This is a genomic window from Jiangella ureilytica (assembly GCF_004348545.1).
Taxonomy (GTDB): domain Bacteria; phylum Actinomycetota; class Actinomycetes; order Jiangellales; family Jiangellaceae; genus Jiangella; species Jiangella ureilytica.
In genome coordinates, this window is record NZ_SMKL01000021.1 from 67,101 (window position 1) to 85,582 (window position 18,482).

Annotated in this window: 11 protein-coding genes; 6 read left to right on the plus strand and 5 right to left on the minus strand. The window is 74.1% G+C overall.

Annotated elements, in window-relative coordinates; genetic code table 11:
* Nucleotides 1–39 precede the first annotated feature (39 nt).
* Both E1212_RS11665 and E1212_RS11670 read left to right on the plus strand, forming a co-directional pair.
* Entirely contained in the window at nt 40–1,263 is a 1,224-nt protein-coding gene (locus tag E1212_RS11665) for a S8/S53 family peptidase (RefSeq protein ID WP_131982521.1), read from the plus strand.
* A gap of 156 nt (nt 1,264–1,419) precedes the next feature.
* On the plus strand, nt 1,420–2,526 hold the full coding sequence (locus tag E1212_RS11670; RefSeq protein WP_131982523.1) for a S8/S53 family peptidase: 1,107 nt from the start codon (nt 1,420–1,422) through the stop codon (nt 2,524–2,526).
* A 119-nt stretch (nt 2,527–2,645) separates the two neighbouring features.
* On the opposite strand, the gene E1212_RS11675 is transcribed toward E1212_RS11670, so the two are convergent.
* Nucleotides 2,646–3,926, minus strand: coding sequence for an MFS transporter (locus tag E1212_RS11675; protein ID WP_162605430.1), 1,281 nt, complete (start codon nt 3,924–3,926; stop codon nt 2,646–2,648).
* Nucleotides 3,927–4,051: 125 nt separating this feature from the next.
* On the opposite strand from E1212_RS11675, the gene E1212_RS29405 reads away from it, so the two are divergent.
* Both E1212_RS29405 and E1212_RS11680 read left to right on the plus strand, forming a co-directional pair.
* Nucleotides 4,052–4,192, plus strand: a complete 141-nt coding sequence (locus tag E1212_RS29405) for a hypothetical protein (RefSeq protein WP_162605431.1) — start codon at nt 4,052–4,054, stop codon at nt 4,190–4,192.
* Nucleotides 4,193–4,230: 38 nt separating this feature from the next.
* Nucleotides 4,231–6,618: a helicase C-terminal domain-containing protein gene (locus E1212_RS11680; RefSeq protein ID WP_131982527.1), complete on the plus strand. Its 2,388-nt coding sequence runs from the start codon at nt 4,231–4,233 to the stop codon at nt 6,616–6,618.
* Nucleotides 6,619–6,667: 49 nt separating this feature from the next.
* On the opposite strand, the gene E1212_RS11685 is transcribed toward E1212_RS11680, so the two are convergent.
* The gene (locus E1212_RS11685; RefSeq protein ID WP_131982529.1) at nt 6,668–7,663 is read right to left on the minus strand and encodes a helix-turn-helix domain-containing protein; all 996 of its coding nucleotides are present in this window, start codon (nt 7,661–7,663) and stop codon (nt 6,668–6,670) included.
* 157 nt (nt 7,664–7,820) lie between these two features.
* On the opposite strand from E1212_RS11685, the gene E1212_RS11690 reads away from it, so the two are divergent.
* Both E1212_RS11690 and E1212_RS11695 read left to right on the plus strand, forming a co-directional pair.
* Nucleotides 7,821–12,179: a S8 family serine peptidase gene (locus E1212_RS11690; protein WP_131982531.1), complete on the plus strand. Its 4,359-nt coding sequence runs from the start codon at nt 7,821–7,823 to the stop codon at nt 12,177–12,179.
* 29 nt (nt 12,180–12,208) lie between these two features.
* Complete coding sequence (locus tag E1212_RS11695; protein ID WP_162605432.1) at nt 12,209–14,914, plus strand: carboxypeptidase regulatory-like domain-containing protein; 2,706 nt, start codon at nt 12,209–12,211, stop codon at nt 14,912–14,914.
* Nucleotides 14,915–14,987: 73 nt separating this feature from the next.
* Here E1212_RS11695 and E1212_RS11700 read toward each other — a convergent pair whose 3' ends face one another.
* The 3 genes from E1212_RS11700 to E1212_RS11710 form a co-directional block, all read right to left on the minus strand.
* Nucleotides 14,988–16,448: a Gfo/Idh/MocA family protein gene (locus tag E1212_RS11700; protein ID WP_203416763.1), complete on the minus strand. Its 1,461-nt coding sequence runs from the start codon at nt 16,446–16,448 to the stop codon at nt 14,988–14,990.
* Nucleotides 16,449–16,554: 106 nt separating this feature from the next.
* The gene (locus E1212_RS11705) at nt 16,555–17,391 is read right to left on the minus strand and encodes a class II fructose-bisphosphate aldolase (RefSeq protein ID WP_131982536.1); all 837 of its coding nucleotides are present in this window, start codon (nt 17,389–17,391) and stop codon (nt 16,555–16,557) included.
* A complete protein-coding gene (locus tag E1212_RS11710; protein WP_131982538.1) occupies nt 17,388–18,323 on the minus strand; it encodes a 1-phosphofructokinase family hexose kinase in 936 nt (311 codons plus the stop codon). Before E1212_RS11710 ends, E1212_RS11705 begins: the two co-directional genes overlap by 4 nt.
* Nucleotides 18,324–18,482 lie beyond the last annotated feature (159 nt).

Below are 18,482 nucleotides of genomic sequence, written 5' to 3' on the forward strand. Positions count from 1 at the left end.
CATGTAGGCGTTTGTCCGGATCAGGCTTGGGGGAACGCAATGCAACAGGACCGAGAACGGCTGCACCAGGAGTTCGAACGGCTGCGTGACAACAGCGCGCGGCGCACGAAGGATCGGGGGTTCGAGCTTGCCGCGCGCTGGAACCGCGACGAGACCGCAATCGAGTACCTGTACCGCCAAGGTCAGCTGATCTGCGACGAGCGCGATCTCGACACCGTCCTCGACGCGTTCGACCAACTAAGACTGGAACGACCAGAAGTCACCGAGGGGCCGGTCGGGCTGGCCGTCCTGTATGTGCCCGACGCCGACGCGGCCGACATCGTCGCCAGGCTGGCCGACGTGCTCGGCGACGAGCGTATCGTCGCACCTAACCACGTGCTGGACGCGCAAGTGCACTCGGCCATGTGCCCAGCCACCGAGCCCGTGCCGTCGCACGCGCCGATCCCGGTCCTCGGCGAACCGGTCGGCCCCGGCCGCGCGAAGATCGCCGTCGTCGATACGGGGTACTTCCCGGAGGCCGGCATCGACTCCGGTTTCAGCCGGTTCTCGGCGGTGAAGAAGTACGAGATCGACGACGACGTCTACGTCCAAGGCACCGACGAGATCCGGCCGTACGGGGGTCACGGCACGGCGGCCGCCGCGCGGCTGCTCGCGGTGTCCGGGGCGGAGTCGGTCGATGTCGAGGTGAGGGACTGCCTGCTCGGCGGCGCCGTCGACGAGCTGGCGATCGTGGAGGACCTGGAGAAGGTCGTCAAGGCCGGGGCCGACATCGTGAGCGTCCAGGCCGGCCTCTACGCCCGGCCGGGCAACACGCCGAAGGCGTTCGACATGTTCTACCGCCGGATCCTGAGCAGACACCCCGACACCGTCATCGTGGCTCCGGCGGGCAACCACGGCACCGACATGCCCTTCTGGCCGGCGGCGTACAGCTGGGTGACGGCGGTCGGCTCGCTGACCCGCGGCGGCGACTACCGCGCTCCTTGGAGCAACTTCGGCTACTGGGTCGACGCCTACACGCCGGGCGAGAGCACCGTCATCCCCTACCCGAACGGCCGCTACACCTACGTGGACCAGACGTCGGCGCGGTTCAGCAACGGGCACGCCCTGTGGTCGGGCACGTCGTTCGCAGCGCCCGTGGTCGCAGGGCTGATCGCCCGCCGCATGATCGAGCGTGAGGTCTCAGCACCGGTCGCGCGGCACATCCTGCTGCAGGAGGCCGCCATCGGCGCGCTTCCGCACACCGGCCCCCGTCTCATCGTCTGAATCAACGCATCAAGGGACGATGTGGTATTGATCGGTCACGGCGGCGGGGGTACCTTGCGGAAATCTACCCTCGCCACCTGACCGTCAGGAGTCACCCATGGCGCAGCAGCATCCCTCCCGACCACGACTCCGGCCGCCGTAGCGTCGTCCGACGCGATGTTCGACCAGAACCACCGGCTGATGGAAGAGATCCAGCGGCTGCACCGCAACATCCCCGCCCGCCCCGATGCGTTCGAGCTCGGCGTCCGGTGGCACCCCTCCGGCGTCGGGGTCGACTACCTGTACCGCCAGGGCCAGCTCATCTGCCGCGCCGCCGACCTCCCTGCGGCCATGGATGCCTTCGACACGATCGGTCAGCCGCGTCCGGACGTCAGCGATGGACCGGCGTCCCTCTGTGTCCTCGGGATCGGCGGCCGCGACGCCGCCGATATGGCCGACGCCCTGGCCGAGGCGCTGGGCCGCGGTGACGTCGTCACCCCGAACCACGTCCTCGACTCCCAGGTGCGCATGTCGATGTGCCCGGCCACCGAACCGGTGCCGTCGGGCGGGCCGGTCCGCGACCTGCCCGAGCCGGCCGGCACCCGGCGGGTCGATGTCACCGTCGTCGACACCGGATTCGTCCACGCCCTCGCCGGCCAAGACGGCTACACGCGGTTCAGCGCGGTCAGCGCCGAGTCGCGCGCGGACGCACAGGTCTACGCCGACGGCACGGACCGCATCCAGGCCTACGGCGGCCACGGCACCGCCGCCGCGGCCCGCCTGCTCGCCGTCTCCGGCGCGGAGTCGACGACGGTGCACGTCGACAGCTGCCTGGTGGGTGGCGCCGTCGACGAGGTGACGGTGGTCGAGGCGCTGACCGCGGCCGTCGAGTCCGGCGCCGACGTCGTCAGCCTGCAGGCCGGAATGTACACACGCGAGCACGTGGCGTCGGTGGCGTTCGCCGCGTTCCACGACGAGGTGCTGGCCGCGCACCCGGACACCGTCGTCGTGGCGGCGGCCGGCAACAACGGCTCCGGCGAGAAGTTCTGGCCGGCGGCGTTCGACTGGGTGACCGGTGTCGGCGGCCTGACGGAGGACGGCTCAGCCCGGGCGGACTGGTCGAACCACGGCGACTGGGTAGACGTCTACGCACCGGGCGACGACGTCACCGTCCCGTTCCCGAACGGCACCTACGAGTACCACGGCGGGGTGACCGCGGAGTCACCGGCGGCCACGCCGTCTGGTCCGGCACCTCGTTCGCGACCCCGGCGGTCGCCGGCATGATCACCCGGCGCATGATCGAGGACGGCGTCAGCGCGCCCGTCGCACGCGAACGCGTCCTGGCCGACGCCGCGACGGCGGGGCCGGCCGGCGTCGGCCCTCGAGTCCTGGCCGACTGACGATCAGCTGACCGAGCCGGCCGGCGGCCCTTCGGGTTCGCCGGCCGGCTCGCGTCGCTCCGCCCGGAGCGCGGGCAGGTACAGCGGTACGGCAAGCCCGATGACGACGGCTCCGACCAGCATGGCGGTCGTCACCGACGCCGTCTCCGCGACATTGGTCAGGACGAGCATGCCGATCGCCGAAGCCGGTTGGAAGACCATGGAGCTGAGCGACACGATCGTGGTCCGGTGGGCACCAGTGACCTCCTTGTGCAGCAAGGTCATGTGCATCGGACTCGACGCACCGTCGGCGAGGTAACAGGCCAGGAAGGCCACCAGCAGCCCGGCCGGTCCCGCGAAGACCGTCATGGTCGCGATGAAGACGGCCTGTGCCAGACGGGTCGCCGCAGCCGTCGCCGCCACACCGAGCCGTCGCGAGAGCGCCGGCGCCAGGGCGGCACCACCCGCGGACGCCAGCCAGGCGGCGGCAGCGGCCGGGCCCATGATCGCGCCCGCCCTGTCGACGTCGTCGAGCACCTCGGCCATCCGGATCGGCGTCAGCGATTCGTAGGCGATGGCGCCGACGCCCCAGAAGAGCTCGATGCACACCAGCGACTGGAGGATTCGCGACGCCCTGAGCAGCCGCAGGCTTCCACCGATGACGCCGGGGACCTCGCGCGTCGCGGCGAGCGACGCCCGCCAGCTCGTCACCCGACCGGGCTCGACCAGCAGCCTCATCGTGGCGAGTACTGAGACGACGCGGAAGAGCGCGGCGACGACCACAGGCACGGCCAGTGCCTCGAGTGAGCCGACGGGGCCGAGCGCGACCAGTCCGCCGGCGAGCAGCGCGCCGCCGCCGATCGCGATGCCGGCGACCGTGCCGCCTCGGGACAGGCCCTCGGAGATGTCCGCGTCCGGGTCATGCGCCTGCACGGTGTCGACGTACCAGGCCTCGAGCGGGCCGCTGTCGAGCGCCCGGTAGACCCCCTGGACCGCGAAAGCCAGCGCGAAGACCAGGAAGGAGTCGGCGGTCAGGATGAGGGCCAGGCCGCCGAGACTGATCAGCCCGGCGGCGATCATCACCGGGCGGCGGCCGAGGGCGTCGGAGAGACCGCCCGTGGGCAGCTCCAGCAGAAACACCACGAGACCCTGCGCGGCCGCAGCGAGACCCAGCTCGGACAGCGTGAGGCCGCGGTCGAGCGGCAGCAGGGTCAGGACGGGCAGCAACATGCCTGACGGAAGCCAGCGCAGGGCCAGCAGGATCAGGTAGCGGGTGCGGGCCTGCCGCGGGTCGAGCCGGGTCATGGGCATGCATCCTCGCCGACCCACGTGGTCGGACACAATGCAACCCAGCGTGACCTTCCGGACGTCACTCGCGTGATGGGACGGGGGCTTGGATCCACTTCCGAGAGGCCGGTAATGTCGCGCATGTGACTGTCGAACGACGCAAGCCCCTCGAGATTCCCGTAGATCCCGACATCACCGCAGAGCTGAAGGCGGCCGACGTCGAAGCCCGGGTCGAAGCCGCCGAACGTAGTGCGGAGCTCCTGGAGCGTCTGCGCAGGCTCTGATTCGCAGCGCACCAGATGCACGCCGTACCGTAGAGCGGATGACCGGGAACGACTCGGCTCCGCGCAGTCTCGCCGACGACTTGCGCGCCCGCGCCGACGACGAGCTGGCGGCGCTGCTGCGTGCCCGGCCCGATCTCCTGGTCCCCGTCCCCGCCGACGTGTCGCAGCTGGCGTCGCGGGCCACCACCCGGGCCTCCGCCGTCCGGGCGCTGGACCGGCTCGACCGGTTCACCCTCCAGGTCGTCGACGCGCTGGTCATCGTGCCGGCGCCGGTCTCGCCCGACGACGTGCGGATGGCGCTCGGGGTCGAGGACGCCGCCGTCGAGAAGGCGCTGGTGACGCTGCGGACCCAGGCCCTGCTCTGGGGTTCCGACGACGACCTGCGGCTGCCTCGCATCGTGCACGAGATCGTGGGGCCGCATCCGGCCGGCCTCGGCCCGCCGGCCCGCCAGGCGCTGCTCGCGCTGGCGCCGTCGCGACTCGCGGTCGTCATGAGCGGGCTCGGCCTGTCCGCGACCGGCGACCACGCCGGCAACGTCGACACTGTCGCGGCGCTGCTCTCCGACCGCCCCGCCCTGACGGCGCTGCTGGCGGAGCTGACCGACGACGCGCGCTCGGCGCTCGACGCGCTCACCCCGGGGCCGCCGACCGGCCGCATCGACGACGCCCTGCGCCAGGCCGACCGCGCGACCGCGCGCACACCCATCGACCTGTTGCTGTCGGTCGGCCTGCTGGTGCCGGTCGACTCGACCACCGTCGTGCTGCCGCGCGAGGTCGCGCTGCACCTGCGCGGCGGGCTGGTCCATGCCGAGGCGCAGCCGGCGCCGCCCGTCCCGGCGGTCACCGAGCGCGCCCCCGTCACCGTCGATCGCACCGCCGGCGCCGGCGCGTTCGACCTCACCCGCAAGGTCGAGCTGCTGCTCGACACCTGGGCGTCCGAGCCCCCGCCCGTCCTTCGCACCGGCGGGCTGGGGGTGCGTGACCTGCGCCGGCTGCCGGACCTGCTCGACACCGACGAGGCCGGCGCCGCGCTGATCGCCGAGGTGGCCTACGCCGCCGGGCTGGTCTCGGCCAGCGAGGACCTCGACGAGGTGTGGCTGCCCACACCGGAGTTCGACGCGTGGCGGCGCGAGGACCCGGCCCGGCGCTGGGCCGTGCTCGCGCACGCCTGGCTCAGCACCAGCCGGGTCGCCGGGCTGGCCGGCAGCCGCGACGAGAAGGACCGGCCCATCGCGCCGCTCGGCCGCGACCTCGAGCGCCCGGCCGCGCCCGAGGTGCGCCGGCTGGTGCTCGAGGAGCTGGCCGGGCTGCCGGCCGGCTGGGCGCCCGATCTCGTCGGTGTGCTCGCCGTCCTGCAGTGGCGGCGGCCGCGCCGGGCCGGCCGGTTCCGCGACGACCTCGTCCGGTGGACGCTGCGCGAGGCCGAACAGCTCGGGCTCACCGGTATGGGCGCTCTGGCGTCGTTCGCGCGGCCGTTCCTCGAGGGCCGGGCCGGCGAGCGCGCCGTCGTGGCGGCGGCCGAGGCGGTGCGGGCGAGCCTGCCGCAGCCGCTCGACCACGTGCTGCTGCAGGCCGACCTGACGGCCATCGCGCCCGGCCCGCTGCGCACCGACCTCGAGCGCGAGCTGAGCCTCATCTCCGACGTCGAGAGCCGCGGGGGCGCGTCGGTGCACCGGTTCACGGCCGGGTCGCTGCGCCGGGCGCTCGACGCCGGCCGGTCGGCGGCGGACGTGCACGCGTTCCTCGCCGCCATCTCGCGCACCCCGGTCCCGCAGCCGCTCACGTATCTCGTCGACGACGTCGCCCGCACGCACGGGCAGCTGCGCGTCGGCACCGCGTCGGCCTTCGTCCGCTGCGACGACGAGACCGTGCTGGCCGCCATCATGGCCGACCCACGCTCGTCCAGCCTGGGACTGCGCCGGCTGGCCCCGACGGTGCTGGCGTCGAGCATCGCCGCGAACTCCCTGGTCGAGCGGCTGCGCCAGCTCGGCTTCAGCCCGGTCCCCGAGGCCGCCGACGGCTCCATCGTCATCGGCCGCTCGATGCCCCGACGGGCGACGACGCGGTTCGCGCCGCGGGCGGCGCTGGCCGAGCTGACGGCGCCCGAAGAGACCCTGCTGGGCGCGGCGGTCCGCGCGCTGCGGGCCGGCGACCGGTCCCGCGCCGAAGGCCCGGCCGACGGCACGCCGGCACGACTGGGCCGCACCACCGCCGCCGCCACGCTCGCCGACCTGCGCGACGCGCTCGAGACCGGCGCCACGGTCTGGATCGGCTACGTCGACCAGCACGGCGCCACGACCGAACGGCTCGTCGACCCCGCCCGCATCGAGGGCGGCTGGCTGTCGGCCTTCGACCACCGCAGCGGCGAGGTCCGCTCCTTCGCCGTCCACCGCATCAGCGGCGTCGCCCCGGTCGGCGCCGCCTGACGGCAGGCGCCGCCACAGCCCAGTCCCGATCGCGACGACGCGGGCCGGCTCAGATCCAGCCGCGGTGGGCCGCCTCGACCACGAGCCCGATCCGGGTCGTCGTCCCCAGACGCTCCTGCAGCTCGGTGATGCGCCGCTGCACGGTGCGCCGCCCGACCCCGAGCTGGCGGCCGATCGCGTCGTCCTTGATGCCGGACGCCACCAGCCCGAGCAGCAGGTGCTCGTCCGGGCCGAGGATGTCGTCGACGCCGTCGGGTCGGGCCAGGTTCACCGTCGCCGCCGAGTTCCACAGGGTCTCGAACAGCGCGCACAACGCGTCCAGCAGCGACGACGCGTGGATCACCAGGGCGCCGGTGCTCTCCCGCACGCGCAGCGGCATCATCGCGACCTCGCGGTCGGCGATGGCGAGCTTCATCGGCAGCTCGGCCATGCACCGGGCCTCCTCGCCGGCGGACAGCAGCTCCGTCAGCGCCCGCACCTTCGCCGGCTCCTCGAGCGCCTGCCGGTCGTAGAGCCCGCGGTAGCGCACCCCCCGCTCCAGCATGCGCAGCTCGATGTCGATGTTGCCCTCGATGGACCCGACGTACGGCGGCTTGTCGAAGACCATGACCTCCGAGCGCGCCGACAGCTGCAGCTGCTCGAACCGCTGCACGATGGCGGCCGGCTCCGTGACCAGCTGCAGCGCGTCGGCCGCCGACGAGACCAGCATGCTCTCGCGGTACCGGTGCTGCAGCTCGTGCACCTCGGTGCGGACGGACTGCAGCTCCTGCTGGCGGTGCAGGAGCAGCGGCTCGAACGCGACCTCGGGCGGCACCGCGGTGAACCGGGGCGGCCGGGTGGTGGTGCGCCCGGCCAGCCCGGCGGCCTCCAGCGACTGAACGGCGGGCAGCACGTGGCGCTCGTCCTGACCGAGCCGGCGCGCGAGGTCGGCGCCGGTGGCCGGGCCGAGGTCGAGCAGGGCGCGGTAGACCGACTCCTCGGCCTCGCTCAGGCCGATGGCCGACAGCCGTCGGCGGCTCGCGGCACCGTCGCTCTGCAGTGTCATAACTGTGACGTGACTCTAGTGCGTCACGCGTGAACCGGTGCTGAGCGACGGCGGCAGCCGCTACGTTCACCGGCAAACGTCGGCATTGCCCCCTTTGTGTGCCCTGCGCCCGCACCCCGGCGGCGGGCCCACGAGGCCCGTGACCGAGGAGACCCCCGTGAGGCACGACTCCCCCCGTCGCCGCTGGCTCGCGACCGCCCTGGCCCTGTTGTCCCTGACGGCGCCGGCGGCGGCGCCGTCGACGGCCGCCCCCGAGCCGCCGTCGCCGTCCGCCGACGCCGGCGACAAGGTCGACACCACCCTGTCGCGCCGGCTCGACGACGGCGCCACGGCCGACTTCCTCATCTCCTTCGAGCAGCGGGCCGACCTGACCGCCGCGGCCGCCGTCGACGACTGGGCCGAGCGCGGCGCCGCCGTCGTCGACGCGCTGCGGCGCACCGCCGACCGCAGCCAGCGCGCCGTCCGCCGCCAGCTGGACGCGGCCGGCGTCGAGTACCGCGCCTTCCACGCCTCGAACGTCATCTATGTCGTCGACGGCACGGCCGAGCTCGCCACGCGGCTGGCCGGCCGGGCCGAGGTCGCCGAGATCGAGCCGGCCCGCACGTACGCGCTGCCCGAGCCGCGGCAGGACGTCGCGCCACTGGCCGCGACCACGGCGGCCGTCGAGTGGGGCGTCGCCGACATCCGCGCCGACGACGTGTGGGCCGACTTCGGCACGAAGGGCGAGAACGTCGTCGTCGCCAGCATCGATACCGGGGTCGAGTTCGACCACCCGGCGCTCGTCGGCCAGTACCGCGGCACCAACGGCGACGGCACGTTCGACCACGACCACAACTGGTACGACCCGGCGAAGATCTGCGCCGGCAGCACGCCACAGCCGTGCGACAACAACGGCCACGGCACGCACGTCACCGGGACCATGACCGGTACCGGCGAGGGCGCGCAGATCGGCGTCGCGCCCGGCGCCCGCTGGATCGCGGCGAAGGGCTGCGAGAGCGACGGCTGCACGGACTTCTCGTTGCTGGCCTCCGGCGAGTGGATGCTGGCGCCCACCGACGTCGACGGCGACGACCCGCGGCCGGACCTGCGCCCGCACATCGTGAACAACTCGTGGGGCGGCGGCACGACCGCCCGCTGGTACGACGACCTGGTCGAGGCGTGGGTCGCCGCGGGCATCTTCCCCGCGTTCGCGAACGGCAACTCCGGCCCGTCGTGCGGGTCGGCGGAGAACCCGGGCAACGGCGCGGGCACGTACAGCGCCGGCATGTACGACATGGACCACGTCATCGACCCGCAGTCCAGCCGCGGCCCCGGCTACCAGGGCGAGACCAAGCCGGACATCGCCGCGCCGGGCGTGCAGATCCGCTCGTCGCTGCCCGGCGACACGTACGCCAGCTGGAGCGGCACGTCCATGGCGACGCCGCACGTGTCCGGCGCGGTCGCGCTGCTGTGGTCGTCGTCGCCGATCGTGCTCGGCGACGTCGAGGCCACGCGCACGCTGCTGGACGAGAAGGCGATCGACACCGACGACACCAGCTGCGGCGGCACCCCCGAGAACAACAACGTCTTCGGCGAGGGGCGGCTGGACGTCTACGCGGCGGTCGAGGCGGCGCCGCGCGGCGACACCGGCGTGCTGCGCGGCACCGTCACCGACGCCACCGGCGCGGGCCTTGGCGGCGTCACCGTCGCCGTCGCGGGCCCGGCGAACCGGCGGCTCGGCACGGCGCCGGACGGGACGTGGTCGGTGCAGGTGCCGGTCGGCGACTACGACGTGACCGCGTCGCTCTTCGGGCACGACGACGGTGCCGGCTCGGCCGCCGTCCGCACCGGCGAGACGACGACGCTGGACCTGACGCTGACGCCGCGGCCGACGGCGACCCTGACCGGCACCGTCACCGAGGGCTCGGACCACGGCTGGCCGCTCTACGCCACGATCACCGTCGACGGCGTCCCCGACGGCACCTACTACACGAACCCCGTCGACGGCAGCTACGCCATCGACCTGCCCGCGGGTGACAGCTACGACGTCACCGTCGAGGCCGCTGCTGCGGGCCTGACGCCGTCGACCACCACCGTCGATCTGGCCGGCGCCACGACCCATGACGTCGCGCTGGCCGCGGACGAGTACGCCTGCACCGCGCCGGGCTACGAACAGCGCGACCGCGTCGTCACCTACACCGAGACGTTCGACCCGGACACGGCGCCGCCCGGCTGGTCCGTGGCCGACCACGTGGGCAACGGTCAGGTCTGGCGGTTCCCGCACGACGACTGGAACCGCACCGGCGGCGAGGGCAACTTCGCCTCGGTCTTCAGCGCGCTCTACGGTCCCGACGGCCGCCAGGACACCGACCTGGTGTCGCCCGTCATCGACCTGACCGGTGTCGACGTGCCGGCGCTCTGGTTCAAGACCGACTACTCGTCCGACGCCGACATCGGCGTCGACCTGTCCGTCGACGGCGGCGCCACCTGGGCCACCGTCTGGTCGCACAGCGGCTCCGAGGGCATCTACGAGGAGGAGGTGCAGGTGCCGATCCCGGCGGCGGCCGGCCAGCCGGACGTACGGGTCCGGTTCACGTTCGCCTCGGCATTCAACGGCTGGTGGCAGGTCGACGACGTCGTGCTCGGCCGGCGCGACTGCGCCACCGTCGACGGCGGGCTGCTGACCGGCCACGTGGTCGACGCCAACACCGAGACGCCGATCGTCGGGGCGACGGTGACCGGCGCGGCCGACCCCGCGCTCACCGTCAGCACCGTCGCCACGCCGGACGACCCGGGCCTCGGCGACGGGTTCTTCTGGACCTTCGTCCCCGGCCCCGGCGAGCAGGCGTTCACCGGCGCGCGCACCCGCTACAGCGACACGACGGTCGTGGTCGACGTCGCGGCCGACACCGTCACGCCGGTCGAGTTCGCGCTGCCGGCGGGAAGGCTGGACATCCGCGAGGACCGGGTCGACGGCGCCGTCGTGCTCGGCGGGACGGCGACGGCGACCGTCACGGTCGCGAACGACGGCAGCGCGCCGGCCACGCTGGACCTCACCGAGCGCCCGGGCGTCAGCGCGCCGGCCGCCGCCGGTGCGGGCGCGCCGGTCCAGCGGGTGAGCGGCACCTTCACCGCCGGCCCGGAGGTCGCGGGCGGCACCGGCACCGCCGGCACCGCACCGGCCGGCGAGCCGATCGCCCCGTGGGCGCTGCTGGCCGACTACCCGTCCCCGATCTGGGACAGCGCGGTCGACGTGCTCGACGGCCGGGTGTACTCCGTCGGCGGCGGGACCGGGTCCGGCGCGACGAACGCCGCCTACGTGCACGACGGCGACGGCGAGTGGGAGGCGATCGCGCCGCTCCCCCGGGCCCGGCAGCGGCCGATGGGCGGCTTCCTGCACGGCAGGTTCTACGCGGCCGGCGGCTGGAGCAGCACCGGCGCCACCCGCGTCGACGTCGACGTCTACGACCCGCGCACCGACACCTGGTCGCCCGGCCCGGCGATGCCGAAGGCCGTGACCAGCGCGGGCTGGGCCGTCATGGACGACATGCTCTACGTCGTCGGCGGTTGTCCCGGCGACTGCGGCAGCGCCGAGGTGCTGCGGCTCGACGCCGCGGCCGGGCAGTGGGAGCGGGTGGCCGACTACCCGGAGGAGACCGCGCTGGTGTCCTGCGGCGCCATCGACCACAAGCTCTACTGCGCGGGCGGCGCACGCGGCGAGTCGCTGCGGGAGCTGACCTCCGCCTACGTCTACGACCCGGCCGGCGACACCTGGACCGAGCTGGCCGAGCTGCCGACCGGGCTGTGGGGATCGGCGTACGCGGCGGCCGACGGCAAGCTGATCGTGTCCGGCGGCGTCACCGACCGCAACAGCGCGATCACCAACGAGGGGTTCGCCTACGACCCCGCCACCGACACCTGGGCGCCGATCCCGAACGCCCCGCAGGCGGTGTACCGGGCCGGCAGCGCCTGCGGCTTCCACACCGTCGGCGGCAGCACCGGTCCGGGCACGACCAGCGCCACGGCCGTCCTGCCGGGCTGGGCGAACTGCGGCTCCGGCGACGCCGTCGGCTGGCTGGCCGCGGACCCGCCGGCACTGACGCTCGCACCCGGCGCGTCGGCGCGGGTCACGCTGACGTTCGACGCGTCGGCGCTGGAGCAGCCCGGCGCGGTGTCCGCCGCCCTGGTGCTGCGCGACGACACCCCCTACGACGCCGCCGCGGTCCCCGTCCACCTGACGGTGTCGGCACCGTCGACGTGGGGACGGCTGACCGGGACGGTGCTCGGCCGGTCCTGCGCCGGGACCACGACGCCGCTGCCCGGAGTCGTCGTGCAGCTCGACGGCGCGACCGGCTCGCGCACCCTGGTGTCCGGCGCCGACGGGCGGTATGCGACCTGGTTCGACACCGCCGCCAACCCCGTCGGCGCCGTCGTCGTCAAGAGCGGCTACCAGCCGCAGACCGCCGAGCTGCGGGTCCGGCCCGGCCGCGACACCGTCCGCGACTTCACCCTCCGCCAGACCGGATGCGGCCGATGACCGCCCGGCGCGATCGACAGGGAGCACCGATGAACCGACGGCGTCGAGGCAGCATCGCGGCCGGGATCTCGGCCGCGCTCCTGGCTGCCGCCCTGACCCCGGCGGCGGCCGCAGCCGACACCGTCACCGTCACCGGCATCGTCCGGGACGGGTCCGGTCAGGGCTGGCCGCTGTGGGCGGACGTGACGGTCGACGGCGTGAGCGCGGTGAGCGACCCGGCGACCGGCGCGTTCTCGCTCTCGCTGCCGCCGGGCACGCACACCGCGACGGTGACCAGCCGGTATCCCGGCTATCCGGCGACGACGGTGTCGCTGTCCGGATCCGATGCGGAGATCGCGCTCGAGGTCGACCCGGTCCGCTGCTTCGCCCCCGGCTACGCGCTGGTGTCCGACGGCGTCGCCGCGGGCTTCGACGACGGGCTGCCCGCGGGCTGGACGGTCACCGACGAGGTCGGCGACGGTGAGAACTGGCGGTTCGACGACCCCGGCGAGCGCGGCAACCTCACCGGCGGGCGGTCCGGGTTCGCGATCGTCGACGGCGAGTTCTACGGCTACGTGACCCGGCAGGACACCTCCCTGGTGACGCCCGTGCTCGACCTGACCGGCGTCGCGGAGCCGGCGATCGGGTTCGCGCACCACTTCGACACCTGGGTCTGGGACGAGCCGGGCGGTATCGCCGACGTCGACCTCTCGCTGGACGGCGGCGCCACCTGGGAGACGGTGTGGCACCGCGTGGAGCCCGTGTACGGCCCGGCGACGGAGCTGGTGCCGATCCCGCAGGCGGCCGGCCGTACCGACGTGCAGGTACGGTTCCGCTACCACGAGGGCCCCTACACGGCGGCCAACGGCTGGCAGCTCGACGACGTGTTCGTCGGCAACCGCAGCTGCGACCCCGTCGACGGCGGGCTGGTGGCCGGGCACGTGACGGACGGCAACACCGGGCTCGCCGTGGCGGGCTCGTCCGTCACGGCCGGTGACGGTGCGGCGGCGACCACGGACGGCGACGGGTTCTACTGGATGTTCGTGCCCGGCGCCGGCTCCCATGCGGTGACGGCGGCGCGACTGCAGTACCAGGACGGGTCGTCGTCGGTTCGGATCGAGCCCGGGACGACGGCGACGGCGGACTTCGAGCTGGGCGCCGGGATGCTGACCACCAGCGTGGCGTCGGTGTCGGCGGCGGCCGGCCTCGGCGAGGGCGCCACCGCCACGGTCACCGTCACCAACGAGGGCACCGCCCCGACCGCCGTCACCCTGGCGGAGCGTCCGGTGTCGTTCGTGCCGAACACGACCGGGCATCCGCGGACGACGGGGTCGGCGTCGGCCGGCGTGGCCGCGGCGGCCGGGCCGGGCGCGCCGGTCTGGGAGGCCCTGCCGGACTACCCGATCAACATCGTCGACAACGTCGCCGGACTGCACGAGGGCCGCCTCTACTCGGTCGGCGGCGAGTCCGGCTTCGACTACGCGACCACGCGCGGCTTCGTCCTCGACCCGGCGTCGGGTGAGGGCTGGCAGCCGCTGCCGGCCATGCCGCACGGGCGCGGCGGCCCCGCCGGCGAGTTCGTCGACGGCAGGCTCTACGTGACCGGCGGGCGCGAGCCGGGCATCTACGAGAGCGGCATCTCGCCCGGCACCGACGTCTACGACCCGGCGACCAACAGCTGGACCACCGAGCCGGGCGCCCCGGTCCCCGTCCAGATGGCCGGCAGCTTCGTGCTCGACGGGCTCATGTACGTCGTCGGCGGCTGCCTCAGCGACGAGGACGAGGACTGCGGCACCGACGACGTGTTCCGCTACGACCCTGCGGCCCGGGAGTGGGAGCAGCTGGCCGACTATCCGGAGCCGATCGCCGAGCCCGCCTGCGGCGCCATCGAGGCCAAGGGCTACTGCGCCGGCGGCCTGGTCCTGCGCGGCCCGACGAAGACCGCGGCGTACGCGTACGACCCGAAGATGGACACGTGGACCGCGGTGGCGCCGCTGCCCATGGAGCTCTCCGGCGCCGCCCACACCGTCGCCGACGGCAGGCTGCTGGTGTCGGGCGGGGTCAGCGGCGGCCGGTACCACGACTCCACCAACGCCGGCTTCGCCTACGACCCGGTCGCCGACGCGTGGTCGGAGCTGCCGGCCGCGGTCAACGCGCTGGCCCGCGGCGGCAGCACGTGCGGCTTCCACCGCGTCGGCGGCGGCAACGCCGGCTACTCCGGCCGCCCGTTCGTCGAGACGCTGCCCGGCTACACCGACTGCGGCTCCGACCGCGACGCGTCCTGGCTGTCGCTCTCGGCGTCGGCGGGACCGGCGCCCACGCTGGCGCCGGGCGAGAGCCTGGAGGTGACGGTGTCGCTCGCGGGCTCGTCCGCCGACGGGCCCGGCGCGTACACCGGCGCGCTGCTCGTCCGCGGCGACGACACCCCGTACGACCAGCGCGAGGTCGCCGTCGCCTTCGACACGGCGGCGCCGCGCTCGTGGGGTGCGGTGGCGGGGACGCTGTCCGGCCGGACCTGCAACGGCTCCGTCGTGCCGCTCGCCGGGACCGAGGTCTGGATCGACGGCCGCGACGAGTCGCACACCCTCCGCACCGACGCCGCCGGCCGCTACGTGCTGTGGCTCCCGGTGCGGCAGAACCCGCTGCGCCTCGTCGCCGGCGACGACACCTGGATCCCGCGGACGGTGTCGGCCCGGGTGGCGCCCGGCAAGGTCACCGACCTCGACGTGGTCCTGCGCCACATCGCCTGCCCCTGAGCTCCGGCCCGTGATCATCCAGGATCGACCCCGTCATGGCGTGGTCGATCCTGGATGTTCTCGAGCCCGCCCGTCAGCCGTCGAGCCAGGGGTCGTCGGGCCGTTCGCGGTCGAAGGTGGGCCGGGGGTCCTCCCAGTAGCCGCGGGTGAAGTCGGGCACCTTGACCGCCTTGATGCGCCCGCCCTTCATCGACTCGTGGCTGAGCGGGATGACCGAGCACCAGGCCGCGGAGTCGTAGACGTCGATGTCGGGCGTCATGCCCAGCCGCATGAGCTGGACGAGGCGGAAGATGGCGATGAAGTCGCCGCCGCCGTGGCCGCCGTACTGGTCGGCGAGGTCCTCCAGCGCCGGCCACAGCCAGTGGTCGTGCTCGGCCATGATCGCGTTGTAGGCCGAGCCGGTCCGCCAGGAGTGATCGTCGTGCCCGAGCGACTCGAGGTAGATGCGCGAGTTGTCGAGCTCGACGACGCCGCTGGTGCCCGTCAGCGTGGTCTCGCGGCTGTACGGGTGCGGCGAGTTGACGTCGTGCTCGACCCGGATCATCAGGCCGTTCGCCGTCTTGATGAGGGCGGTGTGGCGGTCGCCGGAGATGTACTCGTCGTCGTCCCAGGACGAGTGGTCCGGGCCGACGCGCGGGTCGTTCTCGCGGAAGAGCGCGAGGTTCATCGGCGGGGTGGCGACGGCGACGAGCTCGGCGAAGCGGTCGCCGCGGTTGATGCCCATGGTCGCGGAGACGGGACCGAGCCCGTGCATCGGATAGTGCAGCGCGTTCATGCGGGTCTGCCAGCGCCGCCGCCAGTGCTCCGGGTGGTAGGCGCCGCCGAAGAGGTATGGCCAGCGCAGGTCGTGGACGTACCCGCCGGACGCGTGCTGCAGGTCGCCGAACAGGCCGGCCCGGGCCATGGTGAACATGCGCAGCTCGGGCCGGAAGTAGTTGACGTTCTCGAGCAGCATGCAGTGCTTGCCGGTCCGCTCCGACGTGCGCACGAGATCCCAGATCTCGTCCAGGTGCGGCGAGATGGGCAGCTCGACGGCGACGTGCTTGCCGTGCTCCATGGCGGCCTTGGCCTGTGGGTAGTGCCACTCCCACGGGGTCGCGACGTAGACGAGGTCGATGTCGTCGCGGCGGACCAGGTTGAGGAAGTCCTCCTCGCCGCCGGAGTAGCCGACCGGCTCGTTGTCCTGGAAGCCCTGCGCCATGATGCGGCCGATGGTGCGGCTGACCCGCTCCGGCCGGATGTCGCAGACGGCGGTGACGTTCGACACGGCCCCCCAGCGGACGTCCTGGCCGCCGCCGCGCTCACCGACGCCGATGAGGCCGACGCGGACGTGCTCGAATCCCTCGAACGGCACCTCGGCCATGGACCGCTCGCGCCCCTTGATGCGCGGCGGCTCCCGTCGCACGTCGTCGGAGCTGCCGGATGCGGCGGCGGTGCCGGCGGCGGTCCCGCCGAAGCCGGCGGCAGCGCCCAGCGCGGCGCCGGTCCTGATGATGTCGCGGCGGGAGGGTCGATACCTGTGCGGAAGGGCCACCCGAATCACTCCCCTGATCGATCATGCAAACTTTCACCGGGTAACGAGCAGTATTCGTCACACAATCAGTAAGCACAAGGGTCAAAGGAGGACAAAAAGATCTCGGTCAAGCCGCGCGCAGCACGTCGAGCAGCCGGGCGGTCTCCGCGGCCAGCGCCTCGCGGCCGGCGGACACGTAGCGACGCGGGTCGACCAGGGCGGCGTCGCCGTCGAGCCGGCCGCGCACCGCGCCGGTGAACACCGCGTTGAGGTGGGTGGCGATGTTGACCTTGGTCATCCCGGCCGCCACCGCCTTCGTCAGCTCCTCGTCGGGCACGCCGGACGAGCCGTGCAGCACCAGCGGGACCGGGACGGCGGCGCGCAGGGCGGCGACGAGGTCGTGGTCGACGACGGCGTCGCGCGTGCGCATGGCGTGCGAGGTCCCGACGGCGACGGCGAGGGAGTCGACCCCCGTGGCCTCGACGAACGCGACCGCCTCGGCGGGGTCGGTGCGCGCGCCGGGCGCGTGGACGCCGTCCTTGCCGCCGACCTCGCCCAGCTCGGCCTCGACGGCGACCCCGCGCGCGTGGCAGTGGTCGACGACGGCGCGCGTGGCGGCGACGTTGTCGGCGTAGTCGAGCGTCGACGCGTCGAACATGACGCTGGTGACGCCCAGCTCGACCGCCTCGTGCACCAGCGCGGCGTCCTCGGCGTGGTCCAGATGCACCACGACCGGCACCGCCGCCGCGCGCGCCACGGCCAGGGTCCCGACGGCGATCGGCTCGAGCGCGCCGTGGTAGCGCACGCAGTTCTGGCTGATCTGCAGGACGACGGGGGCAGCCGCCCGTTCCGCGCCGGTCACCAGCCCTTCGGCGTGCTCGAGCAGGATCACGTTGAAGGCGCCGATGCCCCCGCCCCGTGCCACGGCCCGGCCGTACAGCTCCGTCATCGAGGTCAGTGTCATTCCACTCGCTCCGCATGCAGGGTGGGCAGGAACCGTTCGTAGGCGGCGAGGTCGACCTCGCCCGCGGCCGCGGCCAGCACGGCGGCGGCTCCGAGCGCGGCGGCGTCGGCCAGCACCTCGGGCCAGGGCGTGCCCGCGACCAGGCCGCGGACCAGGGCCGCGACTGTGGCATCGCCGGCGCCGGTGGGGTTGCCGGACACGCCGGGGACGCCGGCCACCCGCCAGACGGCGCCGTCGCCGCCGGACCCGCCGAGCCCCAGCAGGCCGTCGGCGCCCAGTGACACCACCACCCGCCGGGCCCCGAGCGCGAGCAGCCGCCCGGCCGCGCCGCTGACGCCGTCGTCGCCGGGAAGTGCTTCGGCCAGCTCGTCGGCGTTGGGCTTGACCAGCGCGGGACCGCTCCCCGCCACCGAGAGCAGCGCCGGCCCGGAGGTGTCGGCGACGGCAGGCACCCCGGCGGCGCGGGCGGCCGCGACCAGCCGGGGCAGCAGGTCGTCCGGCGCGCCCGCGGGGAGGCTGCCCGACACCACCAGCGCGACGGCGTCGGCGAGCTCCTCGGTCACCGCGGCCACGACCGCCGGCCACTCATCGGCCGACAGGGCCCGGCCGGGTTCGTTGAAGGCCGTGGCCGCACCGGCGTCGTCGACGACGGTGACGGTGCGGCGGGTCTCGGCGGCGACGGGCACGGGCCGGACGGCGTGCCCGCCGGCCCGTAGCGCCTCGGCCAGCCCGGCACCGGCGGGCCCGCCGAGCGGCGCGACGACCACCGCCGGCACCCCGAGCGCGTGCAGCACCCGGGCGACGTTGACGCCCTTGCCGCCCGGCCGCTCCACCGGGTCGCTCACCCGGTGGCTGGCACCGGGCACCAGCGACCCGACCCGGTACGTGACGTCCACCGCCGGGTTCGGCGTGACGCACACGACGCGGCTCACGCGATCAGCTCCCGGGCCAGCAGGCCGGCGCCCACGCACCCGGCGCGGTCGCCCAGCTCGGCGGCCACGATGCGCGGCGGCCGCTGGAACGTCAGCCGCGCCTTCAGCCGGGCGGCCAGCGGCTCCAGCACGAGGTCGGCCGACTCGCCCAGCCCGCCG